The sequence below is a fragment of the Friedmanniella luteola genome, from assembly GCF_900105065.1.
Classification (GTDB): Bacteria; Actinomycetota; Actinomycetes; order Propionibacteriales; family Propionibacteriaceae; genus Microlunatus; species Microlunatus luteolus.
This window is the reverse complement of sequence record NZ_LT629749.1, coordinates 3,775,942-3,799,802: the sequence shown is the minus strand read 5'-3', so window position 1 is coordinate 3,799,802 and position 23,861 is coordinate 3,775,942. Positions and strand designations below refer to the sequence as shown.

Annotated in this window: 24 protein-coding genes and 4 tRNA genes; 20 read left to right on the top strand and 8 right to left on the bottom strand. The window is 73.9% G+C overall.

The genetic code is table 11. From position 1 onward, the window contains the following. Positions 1–4: 4 nt before the first annotated feature. Both BLT72_RS17900 and BLT72_RS17895 read right to left on the bottom strand, forming a co-directional pair. A complete protein-coding gene (locus tag BLT72_RS17900) occupies positions 5–1,090 on the bottom strand; it encodes an alpha-hydroxy acid oxidase (protein ID WP_197677081.1) in 1,086 nt (361 codons plus the stop codon). Between the two features lie 114 nt (positions 1,091–1,204). Beyond that, entirely contained in the window at positions 1,205–1,696 is a 492-nt protein-coding gene (locus BLT72_RS17895) for a YajQ family cyclic di-GMP-binding protein (protein WP_231930128.1), read from the bottom strand. A 184-nt stretch (positions 1,697–1,880) separates the two neighbouring features. On the opposite strand from BLT72_RS17895, the gene BLT72_RS17890 reads away from it, so the two are divergent. The 9 genes from BLT72_RS17890 to treZ all read left to right on the top strand — a co-directional run bounded on the left by BLT72_RS17890 (position 1,881) and on the right by treZ (position 7,010). Beyond that, a tRNA-Tyr gene (locus tag BLT72_RS17890) sits at positions 1,881–1,962 on the top strand. Between the two features lie 76 nt (positions 1,963–2,038). Continuing rightward, positions 2,039–2,111 (top strand) — tRNA-Thr (locus BLT72_RS17885). A gap of 100 nt (positions 2,112–2,211) precedes the next feature. Beyond that, positions 2,212–2,287, top strand: a tRNA-Met gene (locus BLT72_RS17880). A gap of 102 nt (positions 2,288–2,389) precedes the next feature. Next, positions 2,390–2,557 (top strand): 50S ribosomal protein L33, encoded by a 168-nt coding sequence (gene rpmG, locus BLT72_RS17875; RefSeq protein ID WP_091414526.1) that lies wholly within the window; start codon positions 2,390–2,392, stop codon positions 2,555–2,557. Positions 2,558–2,646: 89 nt separating this feature from the next. Then, positions 2,647–3,330: a sirohydrochlorin chelatase gene (locus tag BLT72_RS17870; protein ID WP_157720555.1), complete on the top strand. Its 684-nt coding sequence runs from the start codon at positions 2,647–2,649 to the stop codon at positions 3,328–3,330. Positions 3,331–3,339: 9 nt separating this feature from the next. Then, complete coding sequence (locus tag BLT72_RS17865; protein ID WP_091414522.1) at positions 3,340–3,765, top strand: FAS1-like dehydratase domain-containing protein; 426 nt, start codon at positions 3,340–3,342, stop codon at positions 3,763–3,765. Then, a complete protein-coding gene (locus tag BLT72_RS17860) occupies positions 3,762–4,184 on the top strand; it encodes a MaoC family dehydratase (protein ID WP_091414520.1) in 423 nt (140 codons plus the stop codon). The genes BLT72_RS17865 and BLT72_RS17860 overlap by 4 nt, the downstream gene beginning before the upstream one ends. Then, complete coding sequence (locus tag BLT72_RS17855; RefSeq protein WP_091414518.1) at positions 4,177–5,226, top strand: UDP-N-acetylmuramate dehydrogenase; 1,050 nt, start codon at positions 4,177–4,179, stop codon at positions 5,224–5,226. Before BLT72_RS17860 ends, BLT72_RS17855 begins: the two co-directional genes overlap by 8 nt. Further along, positions 5,223–7,010, top strand: a complete 1,788-nt coding sequence (gene treZ, locus BLT72_RS17850) for a malto-oligosyltrehalose trehalohydrolase (protein ID WP_091414516.1) — start codon at positions 5,223–5,225, stop codon at positions 7,008–7,010. The genes BLT72_RS17855 and treZ overlap by 4 nt, the downstream gene beginning before the upstream one ends. Before the next feature lie 88 nt (positions 7,011–7,098). Here treZ and BLT72_RS17845 read toward each other — a convergent pair whose 3' ends face one another. Further along, positions 7,099–8,589, bottom strand: a complete 1,491-nt coding sequence (locus BLT72_RS17845; RefSeq protein ID WP_091414514.1) for a long-chain-fatty-acid--CoA ligase — start codon at positions 8,587–8,589, stop codon at positions 7,099–7,101. Between the two features lie 47 nt (positions 8,590–8,636). Continuing rightward, positions 8,637–9,659, bottom strand: coding sequence for a LacI family DNA-binding transcriptional regulator (locus BLT72_RS17840; protein WP_091414511.1), 1,023 nt, complete (start codon positions 9,657–9,659; stop codon positions 8,637–8,639). A gap of 135 nt (positions 9,660–9,794) precedes the next feature. Between BLT72_RS17840 and xylA the strand changes: the two genes are divergently transcribed. Beyond that, positions 9,795–10,985 (top strand): xylose isomerase, encoded by a 1,191-nt coding sequence (xylA, locus tag BLT72_RS17835; RefSeq protein ID WP_091414509.1) that lies wholly within the window; start codon positions 9,795–9,797, stop codon positions 10,983–10,985. A 115-nt stretch (positions 10,986–11,100) separates the two neighbouring features. Beyond that, positions 11,101–12,384 carry an aspartate aminotransferase type Ic gene (locus BLT72_RS17830; RefSeq protein WP_091414506.1) on the top strand — a complete coding sequence of 428 codons (1,284 nt, stop codon included), beginning with the start codon at positions 11,101–11,103 and terminating at the stop codon, positions 12,382–12,384. Here BLT72_RS17830 and BLT72_RS17825 read toward each other — a convergent pair. Then, entirely contained in the window at positions 12,381–13,010 is a 630-nt protein-coding gene (locus BLT72_RS17825; RefSeq protein WP_157720554.1) for a LysE family transporter, read from the bottom strand. The genes BLT72_RS17830 and BLT72_RS17825 overlap by 4 nt on opposite strands. Positions 13,011–13,252: 242 nt before the next feature. Here BLT72_RS17825 and BLT72_RS17820 point away from each other — a divergent pair. The 6 genes from BLT72_RS17820 to BLT72_RS17795 all read left to right on the top strand — a co-directional run bounded on the left by BLT72_RS17820 (position 13,253) and on the right by BLT72_RS17795 (position 17,984). Then, positions 13,253–13,325: transfer RNA gene (locus BLT72_RS17820), tRNA-Trp, on the top strand. 76 nt (positions 13,326–13,401) lie between these two features. Further along, the gene (gene secE / locus BLT72_RS17815; protein ID WP_091414503.1) at positions 13,402–13,989 is read left to right on the top strand and encodes a preprotein translocase subunit SecE; all 588 of its coding nucleotides are present in this window, start codon (positions 13,402–13,404) and stop codon (positions 13,987–13,989) included. Continuing rightward, the gene (gene nusG / locus BLT72_RS17810) at positions 13,989–14,951 is read left to right on the top strand and encodes a transcription termination/antitermination protein NusG (RefSeq protein WP_172826107.1); all 963 of its coding nucleotides are present in this window, start codon (positions 13,989–13,991) and stop codon (positions 14,949–14,951) included. The genes secE and nusG overlap by 1 nt, the downstream gene beginning before the upstream one ends. Positions 14,952–15,060: 109 nt before the next feature. Further along, positions 15,061–15,492, top strand: coding sequence for a 50S ribosomal protein L11 (rplK, locus tag BLT72_RS17805; RefSeq protein WP_091414500.1), 432 nt, complete (start codon positions 15,061–15,063; stop codon positions 15,490–15,492). A gap of 260 nt (positions 15,493–15,752) precedes the next feature. After that, on the top strand, positions 15,753–16,454 hold the full coding sequence (gene rplA, locus BLT72_RS17800) for a 50S ribosomal protein L1 (RefSeq protein WP_091414498.1): 702 nt from the start codon (positions 15,753–15,755) through the stop codon (positions 16,452–16,454). Between the two features lie 96 nt (positions 16,455–16,550). Beyond that, positions 16,551–17,984: an MFS transporter gene (locus BLT72_RS17795; RefSeq protein ID WP_091417775.1), complete on the top strand. Its 1,434-nt coding sequence runs from the start codon at positions 16,551–16,553 to the stop codon at positions 17,982–17,984. A 9-nt stretch (positions 17,985–17,993) separates the two neighbouring features. Here BLT72_RS17795 and BLT72_RS17790 read toward each other — a convergent pair whose 3' ends face one another. Both BLT72_RS17790 and BLT72_RS17785 read right to left on the bottom strand, forming a co-directional pair. Beyond that, entirely contained in the window at positions 17,994–18,671 is a 678-nt protein-coding gene (locus BLT72_RS17790; RefSeq protein WP_280949229.1) for a response regulator transcription factor, read from the bottom strand. Beyond that, positions 18,668–19,903, bottom strand: coding sequence for a sensor histidine kinase (locus tag BLT72_RS17785; protein ID WP_091414497.1), 1,236 nt, complete (start codon positions 19,901–19,903; stop codon positions 18,668–18,670). The genes BLT72_RS17790 and BLT72_RS17785 overlap by 4 nt, the downstream gene beginning before the upstream one ends. Before the next feature lie 129 nt (positions 19,904–20,032). Between BLT72_RS17785 and BLT72_RS17780 the strand changes: the two genes are divergently transcribed. Both BLT72_RS17780 and BLT72_RS17775 read left to right on the top strand, forming a co-directional pair. Continuing rightward, complete coding sequence (locus BLT72_RS17780) at positions 20,033–20,932, top strand: ABC transporter ATP-binding protein (protein ID WP_091414495.1); 900 nt, start codon at positions 20,033–20,035, stop codon at positions 20,930–20,932. Next, positions 20,929–21,735, top strand: a complete 807-nt coding sequence (locus tag BLT72_RS17775) for a hypothetical protein (RefSeq protein WP_091414493.1) — start codon at positions 20,929–20,931, stop codon at positions 21,733–21,735. Before BLT72_RS17780 ends, BLT72_RS17775 begins: the two co-directional genes overlap by 4 nt. 9 nt (positions 21,736–21,744) lie before the next feature. Here BLT72_RS17775 and BLT72_RS17770 read toward each other — a convergent pair whose 3' ends face one another. Next, a complete protein-coding gene (locus BLT72_RS17770; RefSeq protein WP_091414491.1) occupies positions 21,745–22,233 on the bottom strand; it encodes a GNAT family N-acetyltransferase in 489 nt (162 codons plus the stop codon). Between the two features lie 90 nt (positions 22,234–22,323). On the opposite strand from BLT72_RS17770, the gene BLT72_RS17765 reads away from it, so the two are divergent. Then, entirely contained in the window at positions 22,324–23,790 is a 1,467-nt protein-coding gene (locus BLT72_RS17765; protein WP_091414489.1) for a carboxylesterase/lipase family protein, read from the top strand. The last annotated feature ends 71 nt before the right edge of the window (positions 23,791–23,861 follow it).

The following is a 23,861-nucleotide window of genomic DNA, read 5'->3' as shown; positions in this document are numbered from 1 at the left end:
CCTCTCAGGCGACCAGATCGCGCGTCAGCCGGTCGAGCGACGGCGCGCCGAGCTGGGTCATCACCTGGCGGAGCTCCCCGGTCAGCCCGTCCAGCACGGTCTGCACGCCGGTCTCGCCGTCCGCGGCGAGCGCCCACAGGGCGGGCCGGCCGACGAAGACCGCCCGGGCCCCCAGGGCCAGCGCCGCCGCGACGTGCTCGGCGGACCGGAGGCCGCTGTCGGCGTAGACCTCGCCGGCGTCCCCGACGGCGGCGACCACCTCCGGCAGCGCCCGGGCCGCGGTCACCGACGGACCCAGACGGCGGCCGCCGTGGGTGGACACGATGACGCCGGCTGCCCCCGCGTCGACGCAGGCCGCGGCGTCGTCACCGCGGAGCACGCCCTTGACCAGCACGGGCAACCCGCTCATCTCCCGCAGCCAGCCGATGGTGGCGAGGCTGATCCCGGCGTCCATGTCGACGGCGCCGGGGCCCGCCGCGGCCAGCTCGGCGGCGGTGAGGTTGGTGAGCCGGGACTTGGCCGGGCCCTCCGGCCACTGCCGCGGGTTCACCGTCGCCGGCAGCAGCGCCACCATGTCGACGGTCAGCAGCAGCGCCCGGGCGCCGTGCTCGACGGCGCGGCGGACCAGCAGCTCGGTCAGCCCGTGGTCGCGCATCACGTAGACCTGGAACCACCACGGCGCCCCGGCGGCCGCGATGGTGGAGAAGGGGACGGCGACGTTGGTCGAGACGCCGAGCAGGCTGCCGGCGGCGGCGGCCGCGCGGGCCATCACCGCCTCGCCCTCGGGGTGGGCCCCCAGCTGCTGGGCCATCGGGGCGACGAGCACCGGCGTCTCCACCGGGGTGCCGAGGACCGTCGTCCGGGTGTCGATGGTCCGGAGGTCCTGCAGGGCGCGGGGCCGGAACCGCACCGCCGACCAGTCGGCGGTGCCCTCGGCCGAGCCGCCGCCCGAGCCGGCGGCCGCGCCGATGTAGGCGCTGATGTGCGGCGGCAGCAGCCCGCGCGCCCGCTCCTCGTAGTCGATGCTGACGACCGGGTCGGGCCGGTGGTCGTGCATCGGCCCGGGCGGGGTGAGGGGGGCGCTGCTCATACCGGCTCCTTCGCTGGCGGGCGACCGGCACGGGGGCCGGGGCCCGCTCATCCTAGGACGGCGGGCCCCGCCCGGAGCGCCCGCGCCCGGCCGTGCGGCGCGCGGCCCTGACGGCTAGCGGTAGTTCGTGAACTGCACCGCGAAGTCGTAGTCCTGGGCCTTGACCAGGGCCTGGACGGCCTGCAGGTCGTCACGGCTCTTGCTGCTCACCCGCAGCTCGTCCCCCTGGATCTGCGCCTTGACGCCCTTGGGGCCCTCGTCGCGGATGAGCTTGGTGACCTTCTTGGCGTTCTCCTGGCTGATGCCCTCGGTGGTGGTCGCGGTGATCTTGTAGAGCTTGCCGGAGGAGCGGGGCTCACCGGCGTCCAGGGACTTGAGGCTGATGCCGCGCTTGACCAGCTTGGACTGGAAGACGTCGAGGACGGCCTTGGCCCGCTCCTCGGAGACGGCCTCGATCTCGATCGTCTCGCCCGACCAGCGGATCGAGGCGTCGGTGTTCTTGAAGTCGAAGCGCTGGTGCACCTCCTTCGCCGCCTGGTTGAGCGCGTTGTCGACCTCCTGGCGGTCGACCTTGCTGACGACGTCCATCGAGCTCTCCGATGCCACGGCCGGTCCTCCTCAGGTGCGTGCGACGGGGAGGCGGCTCGTGCTGCCGCGCGGGTGGGCCCGCCGCTCGTCCTCATCATGGCCGACGACGCCCGCCGGCCGCACGAGCCCGGTGACCAGTTCGCCCACCGGGACCGGAGTTGCTATTGTTCCTTCCCGCCGACCGATCCTGGATCGCCGGCACGGCAGGTTGCCCGAGTGGCCAAAGGGAGCAGACTGTAAATCTGCCGGCATCGCCTACGTTGGTTCGAACCCAACACCTGCCACGCGAGGATTGGCGCCCACCTGGGGTGGGTGTGTATCTTCGGTTGTCGGTCCAGCCCCTCGGGGCCGGCCCGGTGCGCCCCTATAGCTCAGTCGGTAGAGCATCTCCATGGTAAGGAGAAGGTCTGCGGTTCGAATCCGCATGGGGGCTCGGAGACTCCTCCGGTGAGGCCGCTCCACGGCCTCGCGCCCGGCAGGAATACGTGCCCGGTCCGGGCCGTTGACCTGCCGGCGACCTGGGGTGGACCCAGAGCGGGATAGCTCAGGTGGTAGAGCAAGCGGCTCATAATCGCTGTGTCGCGGGTTCGAGTCCCGCTCCCGCTACCAGGTGGCCCACCACGAGGGACCAGCACGACCCGTCCTGCGGGACGACCCGCTCGAGCATCACCCAGTAGGTTCGAGCAACCGAGAAGAACGAAGGATCACGAGATGGCGAAGTCCTCCGACGTCCGGCCGAAGATCACGATGGCCTGCACGGTGTGCAAGGAGCGGAACTACATCACCAAGAAGAACCGGCGGAACGACCCCGACCGGATGGAGCTGAAGAAGTTCTGCCCGCGCTGCCACACCCACACCGCGCACCGCGAGACCCGCTGAGCGCCACGCGCATGCCGGGTCACCGACCCACGACCGAGCCGTCCGCTGACGCGGGCGGCTCGTCCGTTTCCGGGGCCGGACCCGCCCTGGTGGGGCTGGCGCACGGCAGCCGGCACGCCGAGGGCACCCGCGCCGTCGAGCAGCTGATGGGCCTGGTCTCCGCGAACGGCGGCGTCGACGCCCGGCCGGCCTTCCTCGACCTCGCCGCCCCCGACCTGACGACCACCGCCGCCGCGCTGGTGGCCACCGGCCACCGCAGCGCCGTCGTCGTCCCCCTGCTGTTCACCGTCGCCTTCCACGCCACCGTCGACGTCCCCGAGGCGGTGGCGGCGGCGTCCGCGGCCACCGGTCTCGAGCTGGTCCTCGCCGACGTCCTCGGCACCGGCGAGGACACCCTGGAGCTGGTCCGGGCGAGCCTGGCGCAGGCAGCCGTGCCCGGGGACCACGACGTCCTCCTCTACGCCGTCGGGTCCTCCACCGCCGCGGCCAACGAGGCCGTGCACGACCTCGCCGAGCGCCTCGCCCGGCACCGGGGTGGCCGGGCCCGCGCGGCCTTCGCCACCACCGACCCCCGCCCGGCCGCGGTGCTGCCCGAGCTCGGGGACCGGGTGGCCCTGGTGCCCCTGTTCCTCGCGCCGGGCCTGCTGCTCGCCCCGTTGGCCACGCTGGCCCGCGAGCGCGGCTGGGTCCTGCTGCCGCCGCTGGGCGACCTGGCCGCGCCCCTGGTCTTGCGGCGCCACGCGCAGGCGCGGCAGCGCGCGGGACTCCGTTAGCGTGGTGCCATGGCCATCGCGCAGGAGCACGTCGGGCGGACCTACCCGCCGACCGAGCCGTACGAGGTGACCGTGGCCAAGGTCGCCGAGTTCGCCGCGGCCCTGGGCGACGACGACCCCCGCTACGCCGGGGCCACCGCCGTCGCCCCGCCGACCTTCGTCGCCGTCATCGCGGCCACCGCCTGGCAGGCCCTGTTCGACGACCCGGAGCTCGACCTGGCCCTGCGCCGGATCGTGCACGGGGACCAGCGCTTCGACCTGCACCGGGCCCTGCGCGTCGGCGACCGGGTGACCGGGACCCTGACCATCGACAAGGTCCGCGTCCGCGACTCCGCCGACATCATCGGCGCGTCGGTCGCCGTCCGGACCCTCGACGACGAGCCGGTCGCCACCGCCGTCGCCACCTTCTTCCACAGCCGCGAGCCCGGCGCATGAGCGCTCTGCCGGCCGGCGTCGCCGTCGGCGACGTCCTGCCGCCGCTGACGGTCCGGCTGAGCCGCACCGACCTGGTCCGCTACGCCGGCGCCTCGGGCGACTTCAACCCGATCCACCACTCCGAGCACTTCGCGGCGGCCGTCGGGCTGCCCGGCGTCGTCGCGCACGGCCTGCTGACGATGGGCACCGCGCTCCGCGTCGTCACCGCCTGGGTGGGCGACCCCGGCCGCGTCCGGTCCTACGCCGCCCGCTTCACCAAGCCCGTCGTCGTGCCCGACGACGGGGTCGGGGCCGAGGTGGTCGTCACCGGCACGGTCGTCGCGCTCGAGGGCACCCTGGCCACCGTCGGCCTCGAGGTCGTCAGCGCCGGTCAGAAGGTGCTGGGCGCCGCCCGCGTCCAGGTCGAGCTCGGTGGCTGAGGCGTCGGTCGAGGCGGTCTCCACCTCGCTGGCGGCGCACACCACGCTGCGGGTCGGGGGGCCCGCGCGCCGGGTGCTCGTGCGGGCCGACGAGGCCGCCCTGGTGCAGACGGTCCGCGAGCTCGACGCCGCCGGCGAACCGGTGCTGGTGCTCGGGGGCGGCTCCAACGTCCTGGTCGGCGACGAGGGCTTCGACGGCACCGTCGTCAAGGTCGCGACCCGGGGCGTGGCCGAGGACGTCGCCGCCTGCTCGGGTGCGGTGCTCACCGTCGCCGCCGGCGAGCCGTGGGAGGACCTGGTCCGCCACACCCTCGAGCACGAGTACGCCGGTCTGGAGACCCTCGCCGGCATCCCCGGCTCGGTCGGCGGCACGCCGATCCAGAACGTCGGCGCCTACGGCACCGAGGTCGGTCAGCTGATCACCACCGTGCGGACGCTGGACCGCAGCACCGGCGCGATCCGCACGTTCTTCGCCGTCGAGTGCCAGTTCGGCTACCGGTCCTCGCGGTTCAAGAGCGAGCCCGGTCGCCACCTCGTCCTGGCCGTGACGTTCCAGCTGAAGCTCGGCTCGCTGTCGGCGCCCGTCCGCTACCCGGAGCTGGCGCGCGCGCTCGGCATCGCGGTGGGGGAGCGCGCGCCGGCCCGCGACGTCGCGGAGGCGGTGCTCGCGCTGCGCCGCGGCAAGGGGATGGTGCTCGACGACGCCGACCCCGACACCTGGAGCGCCGGCTCCTTCTTCACCAACCCGGTCCTCGCGCCCGCGCAGGCCGACGCCCTGCCCGCCGACGCCCCGCGCTTCCCCCAGCCCGACGGCCGGGTCAAGACCAGCGCCGCCTGGCTGATCGAGCGCGCCGGCTACGGCCGGGGTTTCGGGGAGGGGCCCGCGCGGGTATCGGACAAGCACTCGCTCGCCCTGACCAACCGCGGGTCGGCGAGGGCGAGCGACCTCCTCCGCCTCGCCCGGCAGATCCGCGCCGGGGTGGAGAGCACGTACGGCATCACCTTGGTGCCTGAACCAGTCCTTGTGGGGTGTGAACTGTGACAACCTTCGACTTCGCCGTCTGGGCTCCGTTGCCGGAGTCCGTCGAGCTGCGGATCCGCCCGGTCGGGTCCGAGGGCCCGGGCGAGCAGAGCCGGATCCCGATGGAGCGCGACGAGGAGGGCTGGTGGCGCCCCGCGGCGCCGCTGCCCCAGGACGGGCAGGGGGAGTTCGACTACGGCTACGTGCTCGGCGACTCCGGCACCGTCCTCGCCGACCCCCGCTCGCAGCGGCAGCCCGAGGGGGTGCACGGCTGGTCGCGCACCTACGACGCGACGGCCTTCGGCTGGACCGACGACAAGTGGACCGGTCGCCAGCTGGCCGGCGGCGTCATCTACGAGATGCACGTCGGCACCTTCACCCCCGAGGGCACCCTCGACGCCGCGATCGGCAAGCTCGACCACCTCGTGGCCCTGGGCGTCGACTTCGTCGAGGTCATGCCGGTCAACGACTTCAACGGCGTGCACAACTGGGGCTACGACGGCGTGCTCTGGTACACCGTGCACGAGGCCTACGGCGGCCCCGAGGGCTACCAGCGCTTCGTCGACGCCTGCCACGAGCGCGGACTGGGCGTCCTCCAGGACGTCGTCTACAACCACATGGGCCCCAGCGGGAACTACCTGCCGGAGTTCGGGCCCTACCTGAACGCCGCCGGCGCCAACACCTGGGGCGAGTCGCCCAACCTGGACGGACCGGAGTCCGACGAGGTCCGCCGCTACATCATCGACAACGTCTTGATGTGGCTGCGCGACTTCCACGTCGACGGCCTCCGGCTCGACGCGGTGCACGCCCTGGCCGACCACCGGGCCATGCACATCCTCGAGGAGATGGCCGTCGAGGTCGACGCGCTGAGCGCCTTCGTCGGCCGGCCGCTGCCGCTGATCGCCGAGTCGGACCTCAACGACCCGCGGCTCATCACCGCGCGCGAGGGCGGCGGGTACGGCCTGACGGCCCAGTGGAGCGACGACTTCCACCACGCCCTCTACGTCAGCCTGACCGGGGACACCAGCGGCTACTACGCCGACTTCGACTCCCTGGCCGCCCTCGGCAAGGTGTTCGAGGCCGGCTACTTCCACGACGGCACCCGGTCGAGCTTCCGGCACCGCTCGCACGGGCAGCCGATCGACACGTTCCGCACGCCGACCTGGCGGCTGGTGGTCTGCTGGGACAACCACGACCAGATCGGCAACCGGGCGACCGGCCAGCGGCTGTCAGCCACCCTCAGCACCGAGCAGCTGGGCATCGCCGCGGTGCTGACCCTGCTCAGCCCGTTCACGCCGATGATCTTCATGGGCGACGAGTGGGGCGCCTCGACGCCGTGGCAGTTCTTCACCTCCCACCCCGAGCACGAGCTCGGCGAGGCCGTGGCCAAGGGCCGCCTCGAGGAGTTCGCGGACATGGAGTGGGACACCTCCGACGTCCCGAACCCCCAGGACCCGGAGACGTTCACCCGCTCCAAGCTCGACTGGGCCGAGACGACGACGGGTGACCACGCCCGGCTGCTGGAGCTCACCACCGAGCTGCTGCGGATCCGGCGGAGCCACCCGGACCTCACCGACCCCCGCTTCGACCACGGCCGGGCGACGTCGGACGACGACGGCGGCTGGCTCAAGCTGGAGCGCGGGGCCGTGGTGGTCGTGGCCAACTTCAGCGCCACCCCGAGCGAGGTCGAGGCGGGCGGCGGTGCGCTCGAGACCCTGGTCACCGTCGGCGACGTGAGCACCGAGGGCGACCTCGTCCGGCTCGCCGGCCACTCGGCCGTCGTCCTCCTCCGCCAGGAGGGTTGAGCCGGCCCGAGCCGACCACCGCTGCCTGAGCCTGTCGAAGGCCCTTCGACGGGCTGAGGGTGCGGGGAGCGGAGCGAGGCCAGGAGGTTCAGAACTTGATCTCGCGCTTGAGGATCTTGCCCGTCGGGCCCTTGGGGAGCGTGCCGAGCCGGACCACGCGCGGGTACTTGTAGGCCGCGATCTGGTCGGCGACGAAGTCGCGGAGCTCCTCCGGCGTGGCGCTCGCGCCGTCCTTCAGCGTCACCAGGGCCGCGACCTCCTCCCCGTGGGTGGCGTCCGGGATGCCGAAGACCGCGGCCTCGGCCACCGCGGGGTGGGTGTAGAGGACCTCCTCGACCTCCCGCGGGTACACGTTGAAGCCGTTGCGGATGATCAGGTCCTTCTTGCGGTCGACGATGAAGTAGAAGCCGTCGGCGTCCCGCGTCGCCAGGTCGCCGGAGTGGAACCACCCGCCGCGCAGCGCCTCGGCGGTCTCCTCCGGCCGCTGCCAGTAGCCCTTCATGATGTTCTCGCCCCGGATGACGATCTCGCCGATCTCGCCCTCGCCGACCTCGTTCCCGTCCTCGTCGTGCAGCGCGAACTCGACGCCGCGGATCGGGGTGCCGACCGAGCCCGGCTTCGTCGGGCGGTCCGGGTGGTTGAACGAGGCGACCGGGGAGGTCTCGGAGAGGCCGTAGCCCTCGATGACGCTGAAGCCGAAGGCCCGCTCGACACCGTGCAGCACCTCCACCGGCAGGGAAGCCCCACCGGAGGCGCCGACCTTGACGCTGCTCACGTCGAAGCGACCGGGGTCCTTGACCGCGAGCAGACCCATGTACATGGTCGGCACGCCGAGGAAGATCGTCACCCGGTCGCGCTGGATCACCTCCAGCGCCTGCTCGCCGTCGAACTTGGGCAGCAGGGTCAGGCAGGCGCCGCCGGCCATCGCCGCATTCAGGCCGCAGGTCTGCCCGAAGGAGTGGAACAGCGGCAGCCCGCCGAACAGCACGTCGCCCGGCCCGTTCGGCATCAGCGTCTCGCGGGTGGTCGTGGCGTTGCTGCCGAGGTTGGCGTGGCTGAGCTCGGCACCCTTGGGCTGGCCGGTGGTGCCGGAGGTGTAGAGGATGACCGCGGTGTCGCCGGCGTGGACGACGGCGACCGCGTCGGTCGGCTCGGTGGCGGACAGGCCCTGCTCGAACTCCTGCGGCACCGTCACCAGCACCTCGGTGCCGGTGCTGGCCGCGGCCTTCGACGCCTCCTCGGCGAACAGCGGGAACACCACGGCGACACGGGCCCCGGCGTCGTCCCAGGTGTAGGCGATCTCGCCGGCCTTGAGCAGCGGGTTCATCGGCACCACGACCGCGCCCAGCCGCAGGATGGCGTAGTAGGCGATCGGGAAGTAGGCGACGTTCGGCATGATCAGCGCCACCCGGTCACCCGCGCGGACCCCGCGCTCGGCCAGCTGGGTGGCGAACCGCGAGGCGGCCCCGTCGAGGGCGGCGTAGCTGAGGATGGTCTCGCCCTGCTTGATCGCGGGCAGGTGCGGGTCGGAGAGCGCCCGGTCGGCGACCCAAACGGCGATGTTGGAGTTCCCGGTCATGGCCCGAGCGTAGACGGGCGCGTCACCCAAGGGTCCGGATCGCCCGATCAGGGCCGGGCGGCGACCTCGGGTGGCGGCGGGGCGGTGGAGTGCCGGACCACCAGCCGGGTGTCGAGCACCACGCGCGACGCGGGCGTGCCGCCCCCGAGCAGCTCGAGCAGCATCCGGAGCGCCTGCTCGCCCATCGCCTGCATGGGCTGCTCGACCGTGGTCAGGGCCGGCGAGGCCATCACCGCCTCCGGGACGTTGTCGAAGCCGACGACCGAGAGCTGCGCAGGGACGGCGACGCCCAGCTCGCGCGCCGCGGCCAGCACGCCGAGCGCGGCCATGTCGTTGCCCGCGAAGACGGCGGTCGGCGGGTCGTCGAGCCGCAGCAGCGCCCGGGCCAGGGTGTGCGCGCGCTCCTGCGTGGCGTCCCCCTCCACCACCAGCGCAGGGTCCGGCGTCACCCCCGCGGCCTCCAGCGAGGACCGGAAGCCCTCCTGCCGCAGCCGGGTCGACTCCAGGCCCGGCCAGCCGGAGATGAAGGCGATCCGCCGGTGGCCGAGGCCCAGCAGGTGGTCGACGGCGAGCCGGGCGCCGCGCGTGTTGTCCGCGCTCACGGTGGGGACGGAGGCGGCCCCGGCGTGCGGGTCGACGGCCACGACGGGCAGCGCGTTGTCGGCGTCGACCGTCGTGGGGGTGACCAGCACGGCGGCGTCGATCAGGGTGCCGCCCAGCCGGGACAGGTAGCGCCGCTCCCAGCCCACCCGGTCGCCCGAGCGGCCACCGGCGGAGTAGATGACGAGCTCGTAGCCGGTGCCGCGGACCGCGGTCGCGATGCCCTTGAGCAGCTCCGTGCTGAACGGCTCCAGGTCGGCGACCAGCACGCCCAGCACGCCGGTGCGGTGGCTCCGCAGGCTGCTCGCCACGATGCTCGACTGGTAGCCCAGCTCGTCGATGACCCGCTGCACGCGCTCGTGCGTGGCCGCGCTCACCCCGTAGCGGGCGTTCAGCACCTTGGAGACGGTCGCGACCGAGACACCCGCCTGGGCGGCCACGTCGCGGATGGTCGCTCGGCTGCTCGGCACGGGCCCAGCCTAGCGTGTAGAACGTTATCGATAACGATTGACAGCGGCCGTGCCGGACGGCAGGATCGAGACGAGCACCCGGCGGGACCGCGCCTGCGCGCCCGCCCCACCACCTCCGAACGTGAAGGATCGACGATGACCCCCACCCCCACCCGCGACGACAAGTTCTCCTTCGGCCTGTGGACCATCGGCTGGGTCGGCCAGGACCAGTTCGGTGGCGCCAGCCGTGAGCCCCTCGACGTCGTCGAGGCGGTGGAGAAGCTGAGCGAGCTGGGCGCCTACGGGCTGACCTTCCACGACAACGACCTGTTCCCGCTGGAGGCGACCGCCGCCGAGCGCACCGGCCAGATCGACCGGCTCAAGGGCGTGCTGGCCAGCACCGGCGTCGTCGTCCCGATGGTCACCACCAACCTGTTCAGCCACCCGGTCTTCAAGGACGGCGGCTTCACCTCGAACGACCGCTCCGTCCGCCGCTACGCGCTGCGCAAGGTGCTCGAGAACATCGACCTCGCCGCCGAGCTGGGCGCCGAGACCTTCGTCATGTGGGGCGGCCGGGAGGGCAGCGAGTTCGACGCCGCCAAGGACGTCCAGGCCGCGCTGGCCCGCTACCGGGAGGCCGTCAACCTGCTCGCCGAGTACGTCACCGACCGGGGCTACGGGCTCCGCTTCGCCATCGAGCCGAAGCCGAACGAGCCGCGCGGGGACATCCTGCTGCCGACCCTCGGCCACGCGCTCGCCTTCATCGAGACCCTGGACCGGTCCGAGCTGTTCGGCATCAACCCCGAGGTCGGCCACGAGCAGATGGCCGGGCTGAACTTCACCCACGGTGTCGCCCAGGCCCTCGACGCCGGCAAGCTGTTCCACATCGACCTGAACGGCCAGCGCTCCATCAAGTTCGACCAGGACCTGGTGTTCGGCCACGGCGACCTGCAGAACGCGTTCTCCCTGGTGGACCTGCTCGAGCACGGCGGCCCGAACGGCGGCCCGGCCTACGACGGCCCCCGGCACTTCGACTACAAGCCCTCGCGCACGGAGGACTACGACGGCGTGTGGGAGTCGGCGCGGGCCAACATGGCGATGTACCTGCTGCTCAAGGAGCGCGCCCAGTCCTTCCGGGCCGACCCGGAGGTGCAGGAGGCGCTGGCCGCGGCCAAGGTCGCCGAGCTGGGCCAGCCGACGCTGAACCCGGGGGAGGGCTACGACGCCCTGCGGGCCGACCGGTCCGCCTACGAGGACTTCGACCCGGCGCCCTACTACAACGGCCGTGGCTTCGGCTTCGTCCGGCTGCAGCAGCTGATGCTCGAGCACCTGATGGGCGCCCGCTGACCCGACGCTGACCGGTCGTCCACCCCGCGGCGCGAGCACCGCGCGCCGCGGGGTGGCCCGGCTCGTGCCACTAGAGTGGCCGGCGGCCCGAAACCCCTGCAGGAGTGGTGCACCCATGTCGTTGTCCGAGCTCAGCCGCGACGAGCTCGTCGCGCTGCACGCCGAGCAGTCCGCCGCCTACGACGCCCTGGTGGCGCAGGGGCTGGCCCTGGACCTGACGCGGGGCAAGCCGTCGTCGGCGCAGCTGGACCTGTCGAACGCCCTGCTCTCCCTGCCCGGCGAGGACGACCGCACCGACGCGGCCGGCGTCGACGTCCGCAACTACGGCGGCCTGCAGGGCCTCCCCGAGCTCCGGGAGATCTTCGCCCCGCTGCTCAACGTGCCGGTGGCCCAGCTGGTCGCCGGGGACAACGCCAGCCTCGCCGTCATGCACGACTCGATCGTCTTCTCCCTCCTCAAGGGCACCGTCGGCTCGCCGCGGCCCTGGGCGCAGGAGGAGACGGTGAAGTTCCTCTGCCCCGTCCCCGGCTACGACCGCCACTTCGCGCTCTGCGAGCAGTTCGGCATCGAGATGGTGCCCGTGCCGCTCGGCGAGCACGGACCCGACCTGGACGCCGTCCGCGCCCTCGTCGCCGACGACCCGGCGGTCAAGGGGATCTGGGTCGTGCCGACCTACGCCAACCCGACCGGCGCCGTCTACAGCGAGGACGTCACCCGCGCGCTGCTGGCCATGCCCACGGCCGCACCGGACTTCCGCATCTTCTGGGACAACGCCTACGCGGTCCACCACCTCACCGACGTGGAGACGCCGGCGCTCGACGTGCTCGGCCTGGCCGCGGAGGCCGGGAACCCCGACCGGGTCTTCCTCTTCGCCTCCACCTCGAAGATCACCTTCGCGGGGGCCGGCGTCTCGTTCTTCGCCTCGTCCGCGGCCAACGTCGCCTGGTACCTCGGGCACCTCGGCAAGCGGACCATCGGCCCCGACAAGGTGAACCACCTGCGGCACGCGCGCTTCCTGCGGGACGCCGACGGGGTCCGGGCGCTGATGCGGGCGCACCGCGCGATCATCGCGCCCAAGTTCGCCCTGGTCGACCAGATCCTGTCCGACCGCCTCGGCGGGCACGGCGCGGCGACGTGGACCGACCCCGACGGCGGCTACTTCATCAGCCTCGACGTCGCCGACGGCACCGCCACCCGGGTGGTGGCCCTGGCCAAGGACGCCGGCATCGCGATGACCGGCGCCGGCGCTGCCTTCCCGTACGGCCGCGACCCGCGGGACCGCAACATCCGGATCGCCCCCACGATGCCCAGCCCGGACGCGGTGGCCCAGGCCATCGAGGGCCTCGCCGTCTGCGTCCTGCTCGCGGCCCTCGAGCAGCAGCTCGGCGGGCAGGCCTAGCCGCTGACCCGCAGCCCGACGGCCAGGCCGAGCAGCAGCAGCGCCGAGGCCAGCCCGACGGCCAGCTGACCGGTGCGCCCGGTCAGCAGCCGCCCGAGCAGCGCCCCGCCGCCGACGAGCACCAGCTGCCAGGCGGCGGAGGCGGCACCGGCGGCCACCGCGAAGGCGGCCGCCGCGGCGCCGCGGGCGGTGGTCGGTCCCGCGCCGCCGACCACGACGGCCACGAAGGTGAGCAGCGTCGCCGGGTTCACCGCGGTCATCGCCACCGTGGTCGCGAACGCGCGCAGCGCCGACGGTGGGGTGCGCCGCCCGACCGGCACGGGGGAGCGGAACCGCCGCACGGCCTGGACCGCTGCGTGCACCCCGACCGCCACGAGCACGGCCGTGGCCACGAGCTCCAGGACCGGGGCGACCCGGGCGACGGCCCGGCCGAGGACCAGCCCCCCGGTCGCCGCGGCCAGGGCGTAGCCGAGGTCGACGACGGCGACGCCGAGGGCCGCGGCGACCGCGGTCCGGCGCGGGCTCCGTGCCGCCAGGCCGACGAGGTGGCAGCCCACCGGCCCCAGCGGCAGGGCCACCGCCAGCCCGACGAGGGCACCGGCGGCCAGCGCGTCGACGACGCTCACCAGCGCGGACCCGGGCTCATCCGGGCAGGATCGCCGCCGTGGGGACGAGACGGCAACCGGGTTCTCGGGTGCGGACCCCGGGGCCGGTTTCGGGTAACCTCGGACCCGCAGGACGGGTGCGGAGCCCCTCCGGTCCGGTTCGACTCGGGCTCGGGACCTCTGTACACTCGACCTCTTGGTGACGAACACCAGCGTCTTCGTGCGCCCTCAGGGCGGACGGGGTCGCCGGCGGGAAGCACCGAAGGGCAATAGCTCAACTGGCAGAGCATCGGTCTCCAAAACCGAAGGTTGGGGGTTCAAGTCCCTCTTGCCCTGCGAAGGCCAGGTCCGGGGCCGGCGCGGTCCGAGGTCGGACCAGCAGGCCAGCGTCAACGCGAGGGAAGGTCACACCGTGGCAGACAAGGACGAGGAGGGGACGGCCGGCGAGCCGACCTCCGATGACCTCTCCGCGCCTCTCACGGGCTCGTCCGGGTCGCACGCCCTGCGGGCCGACGCCGCGGACGGCGACGCCGACCGCGAGGTCGAGGAGGGCCGCGAGCCCACCGGCGCCGAGCTCGCCGCGTCGGGGTACGACACCGCCGGCCGGTCCGACGTCGCCGACCTCGACCACTCCGGGTCCGGCAGCGCCCACGACGAGAAGGTCGACGACGACGACGTGGACGCCCACGTCGACCAGCTGGAGCCCGTCGCGGCCGGCGCCGTCGGCCGCGACGTCGTCCCGGCGCGCGACCGCCGCCCCGCCCCGCGGTCCAAGGGCGTCGCGACGCCGTCGCGCAACCGGCCCGAGAAGGTGCGCCGCACCGGCCCCCGCGGGTTCGTCAAGGAGTCCGTGGGCGAGCTGCGCAAGGTCGTCTACCCGACCGGCCAGCAGCTGCTCAACTACTTCGTCGTCGTGCTGGTCTTCGTCCTGTTCGTGATCGCCTACGTCAGCCTGCTGGACCTCGGCCTGGGCTGGGCGATCTTCCGGGTCTTCGCCTGATGACCCACACCCCCACTAGTGACGGAGATATCCACGTGTCAGACACCTTCTCAGCCGACGAGCCGCAGAAGAACGCGGAGCCGCTGGAAGGCGCTGCCGAGAGCACCCCGGTGAGCGACGCGCTCCCGCGCACCTCCGACGACGACACCGCGGTCCAGCAGACCGACTTCGACATCAACTTCGGCGAGGGCGAGTACCACCGCAGCGCCGACGACGACCTCGGCATCGACCTGGACTTCGGCGCCGGTTCCACCGGGGGCGCCGTGGCCGGCGAGGGTGACGGCATCGACCTCAACTTCGGCGAGCCGGAGCCCGAGGAGGAGGACGACGAGGACGACGAGGAGGAGTCCGAGGCCGGCACGAACGCCCTCGAGGCCTTCCGCAGCGAGCTCCGCGCCAAGCTGGGCGACTGGTACGTCGTGCACACCTACTCCGGGATGGAGAACCGGGTGCTGCAGAACCTGGAGAACCGGGTGTCCTCGCTCAACATGGAGGACTTCATCTACGAGATCATCGTGCCGACCGAAGAGGTCACCGAGATCCGCAACGGTCAGCGCAAGCAGATCCGGCGCACCGTGCTCCCCGGCTACGTCCTGGTCCGGATGGACCTGACCGACGAGTCCTGGTCGACCGTGCGGCACACGCCGTCGGTGACCGGCTTCGTCGGCCACTCGAACTCGCCTGTGCCGCTGAGCCTGGAGGAGGTCGAGAAGATGCTGGCCCCGGCCGTCGTCGCGGCCGCCAACGCCGCCAGCGAGACCCCGAGCCGCCGCAAGAAGAAGGTCGAGGTGGCCGACTTCGCGGTGGGCGACTCCGTCATGGTGGTGGACGGCCCCTTCGCCGGGGTCCACGCGACCATCACCGAGATCAACGTGAACAACCAGCGGCTGAAGGCCCTGGTCGAGATCCTGGGTCGCGAGACCCCGGTCGACCTGACCTTCCCTCAGATCCAGAAGGTCTGAGGCCGGCCGGGCCGCACGGCCCGACCACCACCCACGCCGGGTCGCACGACCCGGCACCACGACCGCGGCGGGCGCTCGCCTGCCGCACACCCAGAAGGACCCACACGCAATGCCTCCCAAGAAGAAGGTCGCGGCCCTCGTCAAGGTCGCTCTGAACGCGGGCGCCGCCACCCCGGCGCCGCCGGTCGGTACCGCCCTCGGTCCGCACGGCGTCAACATCATGGAGTTCTGCAAGGCCTACAACGCCGCGACCGAGTCGCAGCGCGGGAACGTCATCCCCGTCGAGATCACCATCTACGAGGACCGCACGTTCACCTTCATCACGAAGACCCCGCCGGCCGCTGAGCTGATCAAGAAGGCCGCGGGTGTCACCAAGGGCTCCGGCGTCCCGCAGACCACCAAGGTCGGCAAGATCACCCGGGCCCAGGTGCGCGAGATCGCCGAGACCAAGCTCCCGGACCTCAACGCCAACGACGTCGACGCCGCGATGAAGATCGTCGAGGGCACCGCGCGGAGCATGGGCGTCACGGTCTCGGGTTAGTCGGACCTCGCTCCGCTCGGTCGCTCGCATCGCTGCAACCTCCGTCGACGTCGCACTCAGGGAACGAAAAGCGTGTTCCGCTGGTTGCACCCCTCGACGGAGGCGCGATCCTCGGCGCCGGTCACCACGCTCCCTGAGCTCGTCGAAGGGCGCACCTGCACCACCGCACCACTGCTCCTCGAACCTCTCGGGGGGCGGGCACGACTGATCTGTGGGAGAGCCGAGCGCGGCTCGTCACCACTCCTGGAAGGAACCAGAAGATGAAGCGCAGCAAGGGTTACACCAGCGTCGCCGAGAAGATCGACGCCGAGAAGTTCTACGCGCCGGGCGAGGCGATGGAGTTCGCCAAGGCGAACACCAAGGCGAAGTTCGACGAGACCGTCGACGTGTCCATGCGGCTGGGGGTCGACCCCCGCAAGGCCGACCAGATGGTCCGCGGCACGGTCAACCTGCCCAACGGCACCGGCAAGACGGCGCGCGTCCTCGTGTTCGCCACTGGCGACCGGGCGGCGGCCGCCGAGGCGGCCGGGGCCGACGAGGTCGGTTCCGACGAGCTGATCGAGAAGGTGGCCGGCGGCTACCTCGACTTCGACGCCGTCGTCGCCACCCCGGACCTGATGGGCAAGGTCGGCCGCCTCGGCCGTGTGCTCGGCCCGCGTGGTCTGATGCCGAACCCCAAGACCGGCACGGTGACCGTCGACGTGGCCAAGGCCGTGACCGACATCAAGGGGGGCAAGATCGAGTTCCGGGTCGACCGGCACGCGAACCTGCACTTCATCATCGGCAAGGCGTCCTTCACCCGGGAGCAGCTGGAGCAGAACTACTTCGCCGCCCTCGACGAGATCCTGCGGCTCAAGCCCAGCGCCTCCAAGGGTCGGTACCTGCGGAAGATCACGCTCTCCACCACGATGGGCCCCGGCGTCCCGCTGGACCCGAACCGCACCAAGCCCGAGGCGGAGTGACCCCACTCCTCACCTCTCGGTGACCAGCTCGACGGACGGGCCGCGCACGGTGTGCGCGGCCCGTCCGCACGCCCGGAGCCGGTCCGGGGGGACGGCGTGACCGTCGCCCCGACCGGACTCGTCCGGGCCGGCACCCGGCAGGGTCGCTGGGTGCTGCTGGCCACCATCGCCGGTTCCGGCCTGGCCCAGCTGGACGGCACCGTCGTCAACGTGGCGCTGGCCGCCATCGGCCGGGACCTCGACGCCGGCTTCACCGCCCTGCAGTGGGTGGTCAACGCCTACACCCTCACGCTGGCGGCACTGATCCTGCTGGGCGGCGTGCTGGGCGACCTCTACGGCCGCCGCCGGGTCTTCCTGGTCGGGGTGGTCTGGTTCGCCGTCGCGTCCGCCCTCTGCGCCCTCGCGCCCGGCGAGGAGGTGCTCATCGCCGCCCGCGCCCTGCAGGGGGTCGGCGGCGCCCTGCTGACCCCGGGCAGCCTCGCCATCATCTCCGCCAGCTTCGTGCCGCAGGACCGCGCCCGCGCCGTCGGCGCCTGGTCCGGCCTCGGGGGCATCGCCGGCGCGGTCGGTCCGTTCCTCGGCGGCTGGCTGGTCGGCCTCGACTGGCGCTGGGTGTTCCTGGTGAACCTCCCGGTCGCCGCGCTGATCGTCGTGGTGACGCTGCGGCACGTCCCGGAGAGCCGTGACGAGGAGGTCGTGGCCGGGACCGGCCACGTCGACCTGCCCGGCACCGTGCTGGTGGTCCTCGCCCTCGGCGGGCTCACCTACGCGCTGACCGAGGCCGGCCGCAGCGGTTGGCACCCGGTGCTGGTCGGCGCCGGACTGCTGGGTCTGGTGGCGGGCGCGGCCTTCGTCGTCGTCGAGCGGCGGGCCGCCCAGCCCCTGGTCCGGCTCGACATGTTCACCGACCGCGTCTTCGCGGCGACCAACCTGGTGACGGTGTTCGTCTACGCCGCCCTGGCGGTCTACTTCTTCCTCATCGTGCTCCAGCTGCAGGTGGTCAGCGGCTGGGGTCCGCTCGCCGCCGGCACCGCCGTCCTCCCCGTCACCGCCTGCATGCTGCTGCTCTCCGCCCGGGCCGGGGCGGCCGCGCAGCGGCACGGACCGCGGACGCTGATGACCCTGGGCTGCCTGCTGGCCGGGGCGGGCTTCGTCGCCGCCCTGCGGATCGGCCCGGGCGCGGACTTCTTGACCGACGTGCTGCCCTCGGTCCTGCTGCTCGGCCTCGGCCTGTCCTGTGCCGTCGCCCCGCTCACCGCCGCCGTGCTCGCCGCCGTGCTCGCCGCCGCGCCCGACCACCTCGCGGGGGCCGCCTCCGGCATCAACAACGCCACCGCCCGCTCTGCCGGGCTGCTCGCCATCGCCGTCGTGCCCGCTGTGGCCGGGCTGGGTGGGGCCGGGGTGGACGACGCCGCCGCACTCGGCCGGGGCTTCGTCGTGGCCATGCTGATCGGCGCGGGGTTGCTCGCCGTGGGCGCGGTGGTGTCCTGGGCCGGCCTGGGCCGGGCCGGCCGGCATCTGCTGGCCTGAGCCGTCCCGTCAGCCGAGCCCGGCGTCGTGGACCTGGATCGCCACCTGGACCCGGTTCTCGACGCCCAGCTTGGCCATCACCCGTGACACGTGGGCCTTCACCGTGGCGACGCTCATGTACAGCGCGGCCCCGATCTCGGCGTTGGTGCGTCCGGCGCCGACGGCCAGGGCCACCTCCCGCTCCCGCTCGGTGAGGCCCGCCAGCCGGGAGCGGGCCGCGGCAGCCCGGTCGGGCTGCTGGCCGCCGGCGACCGCGGCGATCAGCTGGGCGGTGACGCTGGGGGAGAGCATCGGCTCCCCGGTGGCCACCCGCCGGACGGCGTCGACGATCCGGTCGGGCGGGGTGTCCTTCAGCAGGAAGCCGCTGGCCCCGATCCGCAGGGCGGTCAGCACGCTGTCGTCGGTGTCGAAGGTGGTCAGCACCAGCACCGCCGGCGGCGACCCCGACCGCAGCAGCACCTCGGTGGCGGCCAGGCCGTCCTGGCGCGGCATCCGGATGTCCATCAGCACCACGTCCGCGGCCAGCGCCCCCGCGAGCTCCACGGCCTCGACCCCGTCGCGGGCCTCGCCGACGACCTCGAGGTCGGGATGGCCGCCGAGGATCATCCGCAGTCCCGCCCGGACCAGGGCGTCGTCGTCGGCCAGCAGCACGCGCACCACGCCGTCCGGCCCGGTCCCCTCGCTCACGCGGGCCACGGCAACCAGGCGCGGACCTCGTAGCGACCGGCGGCCGGCCCGTGCACCAGCCCGCCTCCGGCCAGCCCGACGCGCTCGGCCAGGCCGACCAGGCCCAGCCCCGCCCCGGGGACCGGGGAGGCCGCCCCCAGCCCGGCCGGACCCCACGCCCGGTCGCCGGCCGGGACCGGGGAGCGCAGCAGCGGGTTGCTGACCTCGACCTCCAGCCGGGCGCCCGGGGTGCCGTCGAGCCGCAGGACCACCGGGCAGCCCGGAGCGTGCTTGCGGGCGTTGGTGAGGGCCTCCTGGACCACCCGGAAGGCGGTCCGGCCGACGGCGTCGGGCAGCGCTGCCGGATCGGCCAGCCGGCCGGCGACCTGGACGGGCGTGCCGGCCTCACGGGTCTCGCGGACCAGCGCCGGCAGGTCGGCGAGCGTCGGCTGCGGCTGCGGCGGCGAGGGCCCGGGGCCGACCGCCGCGGGCCCCGGCGTCCGGTCCCGCAGGACGCCCAGCACGTCGCGCAGCTCGCTCAGGGCCAGGTGTGCGTTCTCCTGCACCACGCGGGCCGAGGAGCGCAGCTCCTCGGCGCCCAGGTCGGTGCGGTAGGTCATCGCCCCGGCGTGCAGGGCGACGAGGGAGATCCGGTGCGCCAGCACGTCGTGCATCTCCCGGGCGATCCGGGCGCGCTCGCCCATCCGGGCCTGCTCCACCCGGGCCGCCTGCTCCCGCTCGGCCGTCTCCGCCCGGTCGCGGTAGGACTGCACGAGGTCGCGCCGCGCCCCGATGTAGAGACCGGCCACGAGGGCGACGGCGGTGAACAGGGCGAGGAAGACCAGCGTCGTCCACCACGGCAGCTCGTCGCCCGGCAGCCCGGACCCGGGCGCGACCAGCTCGTAGAGGGACCCGGTCCCGAGTCCGGCCACCGACACCGGGACGATCGCCTTCCAGCGTCGGGTCGTGACGAGGGAGACGTAGGCGAGGGCCCCGGCGACCCCCGCCGTCGACGAGAACGCCGTCGTCAGCGTGGTCAGCCACGCGACGGTGGCCGGCCACCGTCGCCGCCAGTGCACCGCGACGACGCTGGCGCTGCCGAGCAGCAGGTCCAGCCCGGCGAACCAGACGACCGGCTGGTCGTTGGTACCGAACTGGCCGACCCAGAGCAGCAGGCCGCCCAGCGCCGCCACCGTGAGCCGCCAGCCCTCCTGGAACCGGGTCAGCGGCGGCGGGGCGGGGCGGTCGGGCACCCGCTCAGGCTAGGGCGACCGGCGTCGGCCCACCACCGACCTCGGGCTCGACCTGCGCCGACCAAGGTCGGGGGTGGGACGGCCGCGCGACCGATGCGGGCGACCGGATGGCCTGGGAAGGCTGGGCCCATGATCACCATCGACAGGCTCAGCCGGCGGTACGGGTCGTTCACCGCCGTCGACGACATCAGCTTCGAGGTCCGCCCGGGCAGCGTGACGGGCTTCCTCGGACCCAACGGCGCGGGCAAGTCCACCGCCATGCGCATGATGGTGGGGCTCACCCCGCCGAGCAGCGGTGCGGCCACCGTCCTCGGCCGGCCCTACCGCTCGCTGCCCAACCCCGGCCGCGAGGTCGGCGTCCTGCTGGACGCCGGCGCGCAGCACGGCGGCCGCACGGGTCGCGAGGTGCTCACCCTGGCCGCCGTCCTGATGGGCGTCGGCCGCGCCCGGGTCGACGCGATGCTGGCCCTGGTCGGCCTGTCGCCCACCGAGGCGCGGCGCCGGGTCAAGCACTACTCGCTGGGGATGCGGCAGCGGCTCGGGATCGCCCACGCCCTGCTCGGGGACCCGCAGGTGCTCATCCTGGACGAGCCGGCCAACGGGCTCGACCCGGCGGGCATCCACTGGATGCGGGGCCTGCTCCGGGACTTCGCCGCCCGCGGTGGCACGGTGCTGCTGTCCTCGCACTTGCTGCACGAGGTCGAGGTCGTCGCCGACGAGCTGGTGCTGATCGGCCGCGGCCGCATCGTGGCGCAGGGCGCCAAGACGGAGCTGCTGGCCAGCACGAGCACCGTCGTCGGGTCCGACGACCTCGACGTGCTGGCGGACGCCCTGGAGGCGGCCGGCATCACGGTCACCCGGACGGGCGGCCGGACGCTGGTCGCCGCCGCGCCGCTCGACCGCGTCGGCCGGCTCGCCGCCGCGGAGCGGCTGGCCCTCACCGAGCTGCGGGCCAGCGAGGGCGGGGGGCTCGAGCAGATGTTCCTCGAGCTCACCGCCGACGACGCACGCGAGGCGGTGGGGGCATGACCGCCACCACGTCCACGACGTCGACCACCGGCGTCCCGGCCGCGCAGGACCGCCGGTCGACGCCCACCGGGGTGCCCTTCGGCCGCCTCCTCGTCGTCGAGACGCGGAAGCTGGTCGACACCCGCGCGGGCCGCGGGCTGTTGCTCGTCATCGCGCTGGTGACCGCGGCCACGGTGGCCCTGGTGCTGCTCACGTCCGACGCCGACACCCTCACCTGGAGCTCGCTCGCGCTCGCGTCGGCCCTGCCGCAGGCCTTCCTGCTGCCCGTGCTCGGCATCCTCACCGCCACCGCCGAGTGGATCCACCGCACCGGCCTGGTGACGTTCACGCTGGAGCCCCGCCGGCTCCGGGTCGGGGTGGCCAAGCTGGTGGCGGCGAGCCTGGTCGGCCTGGCGGCGGTCGGGGTGGCCCTCGTGGTCGGTGCGCTGGCGAACGTGGTCGGCATCATCTGGCTCGACGGCGACGGGTCGTGGTCCCTCGACGCGGGCGAGGTCGGCGGCGCGGTGCTGCTCCAGCTGGTCGGGGTGGCGCAGGGGGTCGGCTTCGGCGCCGCGATCGGCGCCAGCGCGCCGGCGATCGTCGCCTTCCTGGTCCTGCCGACCCTGTGGACGGTGCTCGGCGCGATGGTCGGGTGGCTGGAGACGCCGGCTCGCTGGCTCGACCTGGCCGTCACCAGCACGCCGCTGCTCGAGGGCAGCATGGCTGGCGTCGACTGGGCGCGGCTGGCGACCTCGGTCGCGCTCTGGGTGCTGCTGCCGCTCGCCGTGGGCACCCACCGGCTGCTGCACCGCGAGGTGAGCTGACCCCGACGGCTAGCCCTGCGCGCCCGCGACGGCGTGCAGGGCGTCGCCGGTCAGCCGGAACACCGTCCAGCCGTCCATCGGCCGGGCGCCCAGCCGTCGGTAGAACCCGATCGAGGGGGCGTTCCAGTCCAGCACGGACCACTCGACGCGGGCGTGCCCGCGCTCGACCGCGATCTCCGCCAGCGCCTGCAGCAGGGCCCGGCCCAGCCCGGACCCGCGGTGCCCGGGCTCCACGTAGAGGTCCTCGAGGTAGAGGCCGTGCACGCCCTCCCAGGTGGAGAAGTTCAGGAACCAGAGCGCGAAGCCGACGACGGTGCCGGTGCCGTCCTCGGCCACCAGCGCGTGGACGGCCGAAGCGGGCGCGAAGAGGGCGGCGCGGAGCTGCTCCGGGGTCGCCCGGACCTGGTCGGCCGCCCGCTCGTAGGTCGCCAGGTCCACGACCAGCTGGTGGATCCGGTCGACGTCGTCGGGCCGGGCGGGGCGGAGGGCGGGGTGCACCGGCCCAGCCAAGCACAGCGCCGCCGTCTCCCGCCGGGGCGGCGCGGTGGCAGGATCGGGCGACGGAACGGGCGACGGAGGGGACGACGGATGACGGTCGAGCACGACGCGGTGGTGAGGGTGACCGGCGGACGGCTGCGGGGGGTCGAGCGGGACGGGGTCACGGCCTGGTCGGGCGTGCCGTACGCCGCCCCTCCGGTCGGCCCCCGCCGGTTCCGCGCCGCCGCTCCCGTCGTGCCCTGGGACGGGGTCCGGCCGGCCACCCGGCCCGCCGGGGCGTCGCTGCAGGGCGGTCCGACCCGAGGGCTGGGTGGGCCCGTGGGGGAGGACTGCCTCTACCTGAACGTGCACGCCCCGACCGCGGCCCGCACCGACGGCCGGCCCCGCCCCGTGCTGGTCTGGCTGCACGGCGGCGCCTTCCGCAGCGGCAGCGGCGCGCTCTACCCGGGCGGGCCCCTCGCCGGGCAGGGGGACGTGGTCGTCGTCAGCGTGAACTACCGGCTGGGCGTCCTCGGCTTCGTCGACCTGGCGTCGGCGGTCGACGCCGAGGTGCCCAGCCTGCTGGGCCTGCGCGACCAGCTGGCGGCGCTGCGGTGGGTCCAGGAGAACATCGCCGCGTTCGGGGGGGACCCGGACCAGGTCGCGGTGGCGGGGGAGTCGGCCGGGTCGATCTCGGTGGCCCTGCTGCTCACCGCGCCGTCGGCGGTCGGCCTGTTCCGCGGCGCCGTCCTGCAGAGCGGCTCCTACAGCCTCATCCACGGCGACGAGGCCCGCGAGGAGGTCGCCCGGGCCTACGCGCGCAACCTCGGGCTCGGCCGGCGCGACGGCGACCGGCTGTGGCAGCTGACCCCGCAGGAGCTGCTCAGGGCCCAGGAGGCCGTCGACGCGCAGTTCCCCGGCACCCTGCCGGCCGCCCCCTGGTTCGACGGCGACCTGGTGCCGGCGTCGCTGGAGGAGGCGCAGAGGTCGGTGCGGCCCGAGGTGGCCCTGCTGGCCGGCCACAACCGGGACGAGGTCACGCTGTTCCAGGCGCAGCGGAGCGACATCATGCCCACGACCCGGCCCACGCTGGTCGCGCGGCTGCAGGCCGCGCTGGGCTGGACGGAGGCCCAGCGGCTGCTCGCGCACTACCCGGACACGGCCGCCGGCACGCGGGCGCTGGGCACCGACCTCAACTTCGCCTTCCCGACGCGGCACTTCGCCGAGCGGCACGCCGCGGCGGGCGGCCGGACCTGGTGCTACCGCTTCGACGCCGCGGTGCCCCTGCTGGGCGCGACGCACGCCGCCGAGCTGCCGTACCTGTGGGACTGGCGCGGGTACCCGGCGGTGGTGCTGCGCGGCCGCCGCACCCCTCAGCGCCAGGCCCTGGCCGGACGGATGCGGCGCCGCTGGCTCGCGTTCGCCCGCGACCTCGACCCGGGTCCCGACTGGCCCGCGTTCACGCTCGACGAGCGGCGCACCCTGGTGCTGGACCCGGCGGGGGACCACCTCGTGGACGACCCCGATGCCGAGCGCCGCCGGGCCTGGGCCGGGCGGGACGTCATGCCGCGTCCCTGACCGCGCCGGCGACGCGACGGTCCCGGACGCACGACGTCCGCAGACCCCCGGCGGGCCGGGGGCTGCGGACG

Excerpts from the sequence above, each read along its gene's own strand:
- BLT72_RS17900 (WP_197677081.1), bottom strand. The coding sequence starts at position 1,090 with ATGAGCAGCGCCCCCCTCACCCCGCCCGGGCCGATGCACGACCACCGG.
- rpmG (WP_091414526.1), top strand. The coding sequence starts at position 2,390 with ATGGCGAAGTCCTCCGACGTCCGGCCGAAGATCACGATGGCCTGCACG.
- BLT72_RS17865 (WP_091414522.1), top strand. The coding sequence starts at position 3,340 with ATGGCCATCGCGCAGGAGCACGTCGGGCGGACCTACCCGCCGACCGAG.
- BLT72_RS17860 (WP_091414520.1), top strand. The coding sequence starts at position 3,762 with ATGAGCGCTCTGCCGGCCGGCGTCGCCGTCGGCGACGTCCTGCCGCCG.
- BLT72_RS17845 (WP_091414514.1), bottom strand. The coding sequence starts at position 8,589 with ATGACCGGGAACTCCAACATCGCCGTTTGGGTCGCCGACCGGGCGCTC.
- xylA (WP_091414509.1), top strand. The coding sequence starts at position 9,795 with ATGACCCCCACCCCCACCCGCGACGACAAGTTCTCCTTCGGCCTGTGG.
- BLT72_RS17830 (WP_091414506.1), top strand. The coding sequence starts at position 11,101 with ATGTCGTTGTCCGAGCTCAGCCGCGACGAGCTCGTCGCGCTGCACGCC.
- nusG (WP_172826107.1), top strand. The coding sequence starts at position 13,989 with ATGACCCACACCCCCACTAGTGACGGAGATATCCACGTGTCAGACACC.
- rplK (WP_091414500.1), top strand. The coding sequence starts at position 15,061 with ATGCCTCCCAAGAAGAAGGTCGCGGCCCTCGTCAAGGTCGCTCTGAAC.
- rplA (WP_091414498.1), top strand. The coding sequence starts at position 15,753 with ATGAAGCGCAGCAAGGGTTACACCAGCGTCGCCGAGAAGATCGACGCC.
- BLT72_RS17780 (WP_091414495.1), top strand. The coding sequence starts at position 20,033 with ATGATCACCATCGACAGGCTCAGCCGGCGGTACGGGTCGTTCACCGCC.
- BLT72_RS17775 (WP_091414493.1), top strand. The coding sequence starts at position 20,929 with ATGACCGCCACCACGTCCACGACGTCGACCACCGGCGTCCCGGCCGCG.
- BLT72_RS17765 (WP_091414489.1), top strand. The coding sequence starts at position 22,324 with ATGACGGTCGAGCACGACGCGGTGGTGAGGGTGACCGGCGGACGGCTG.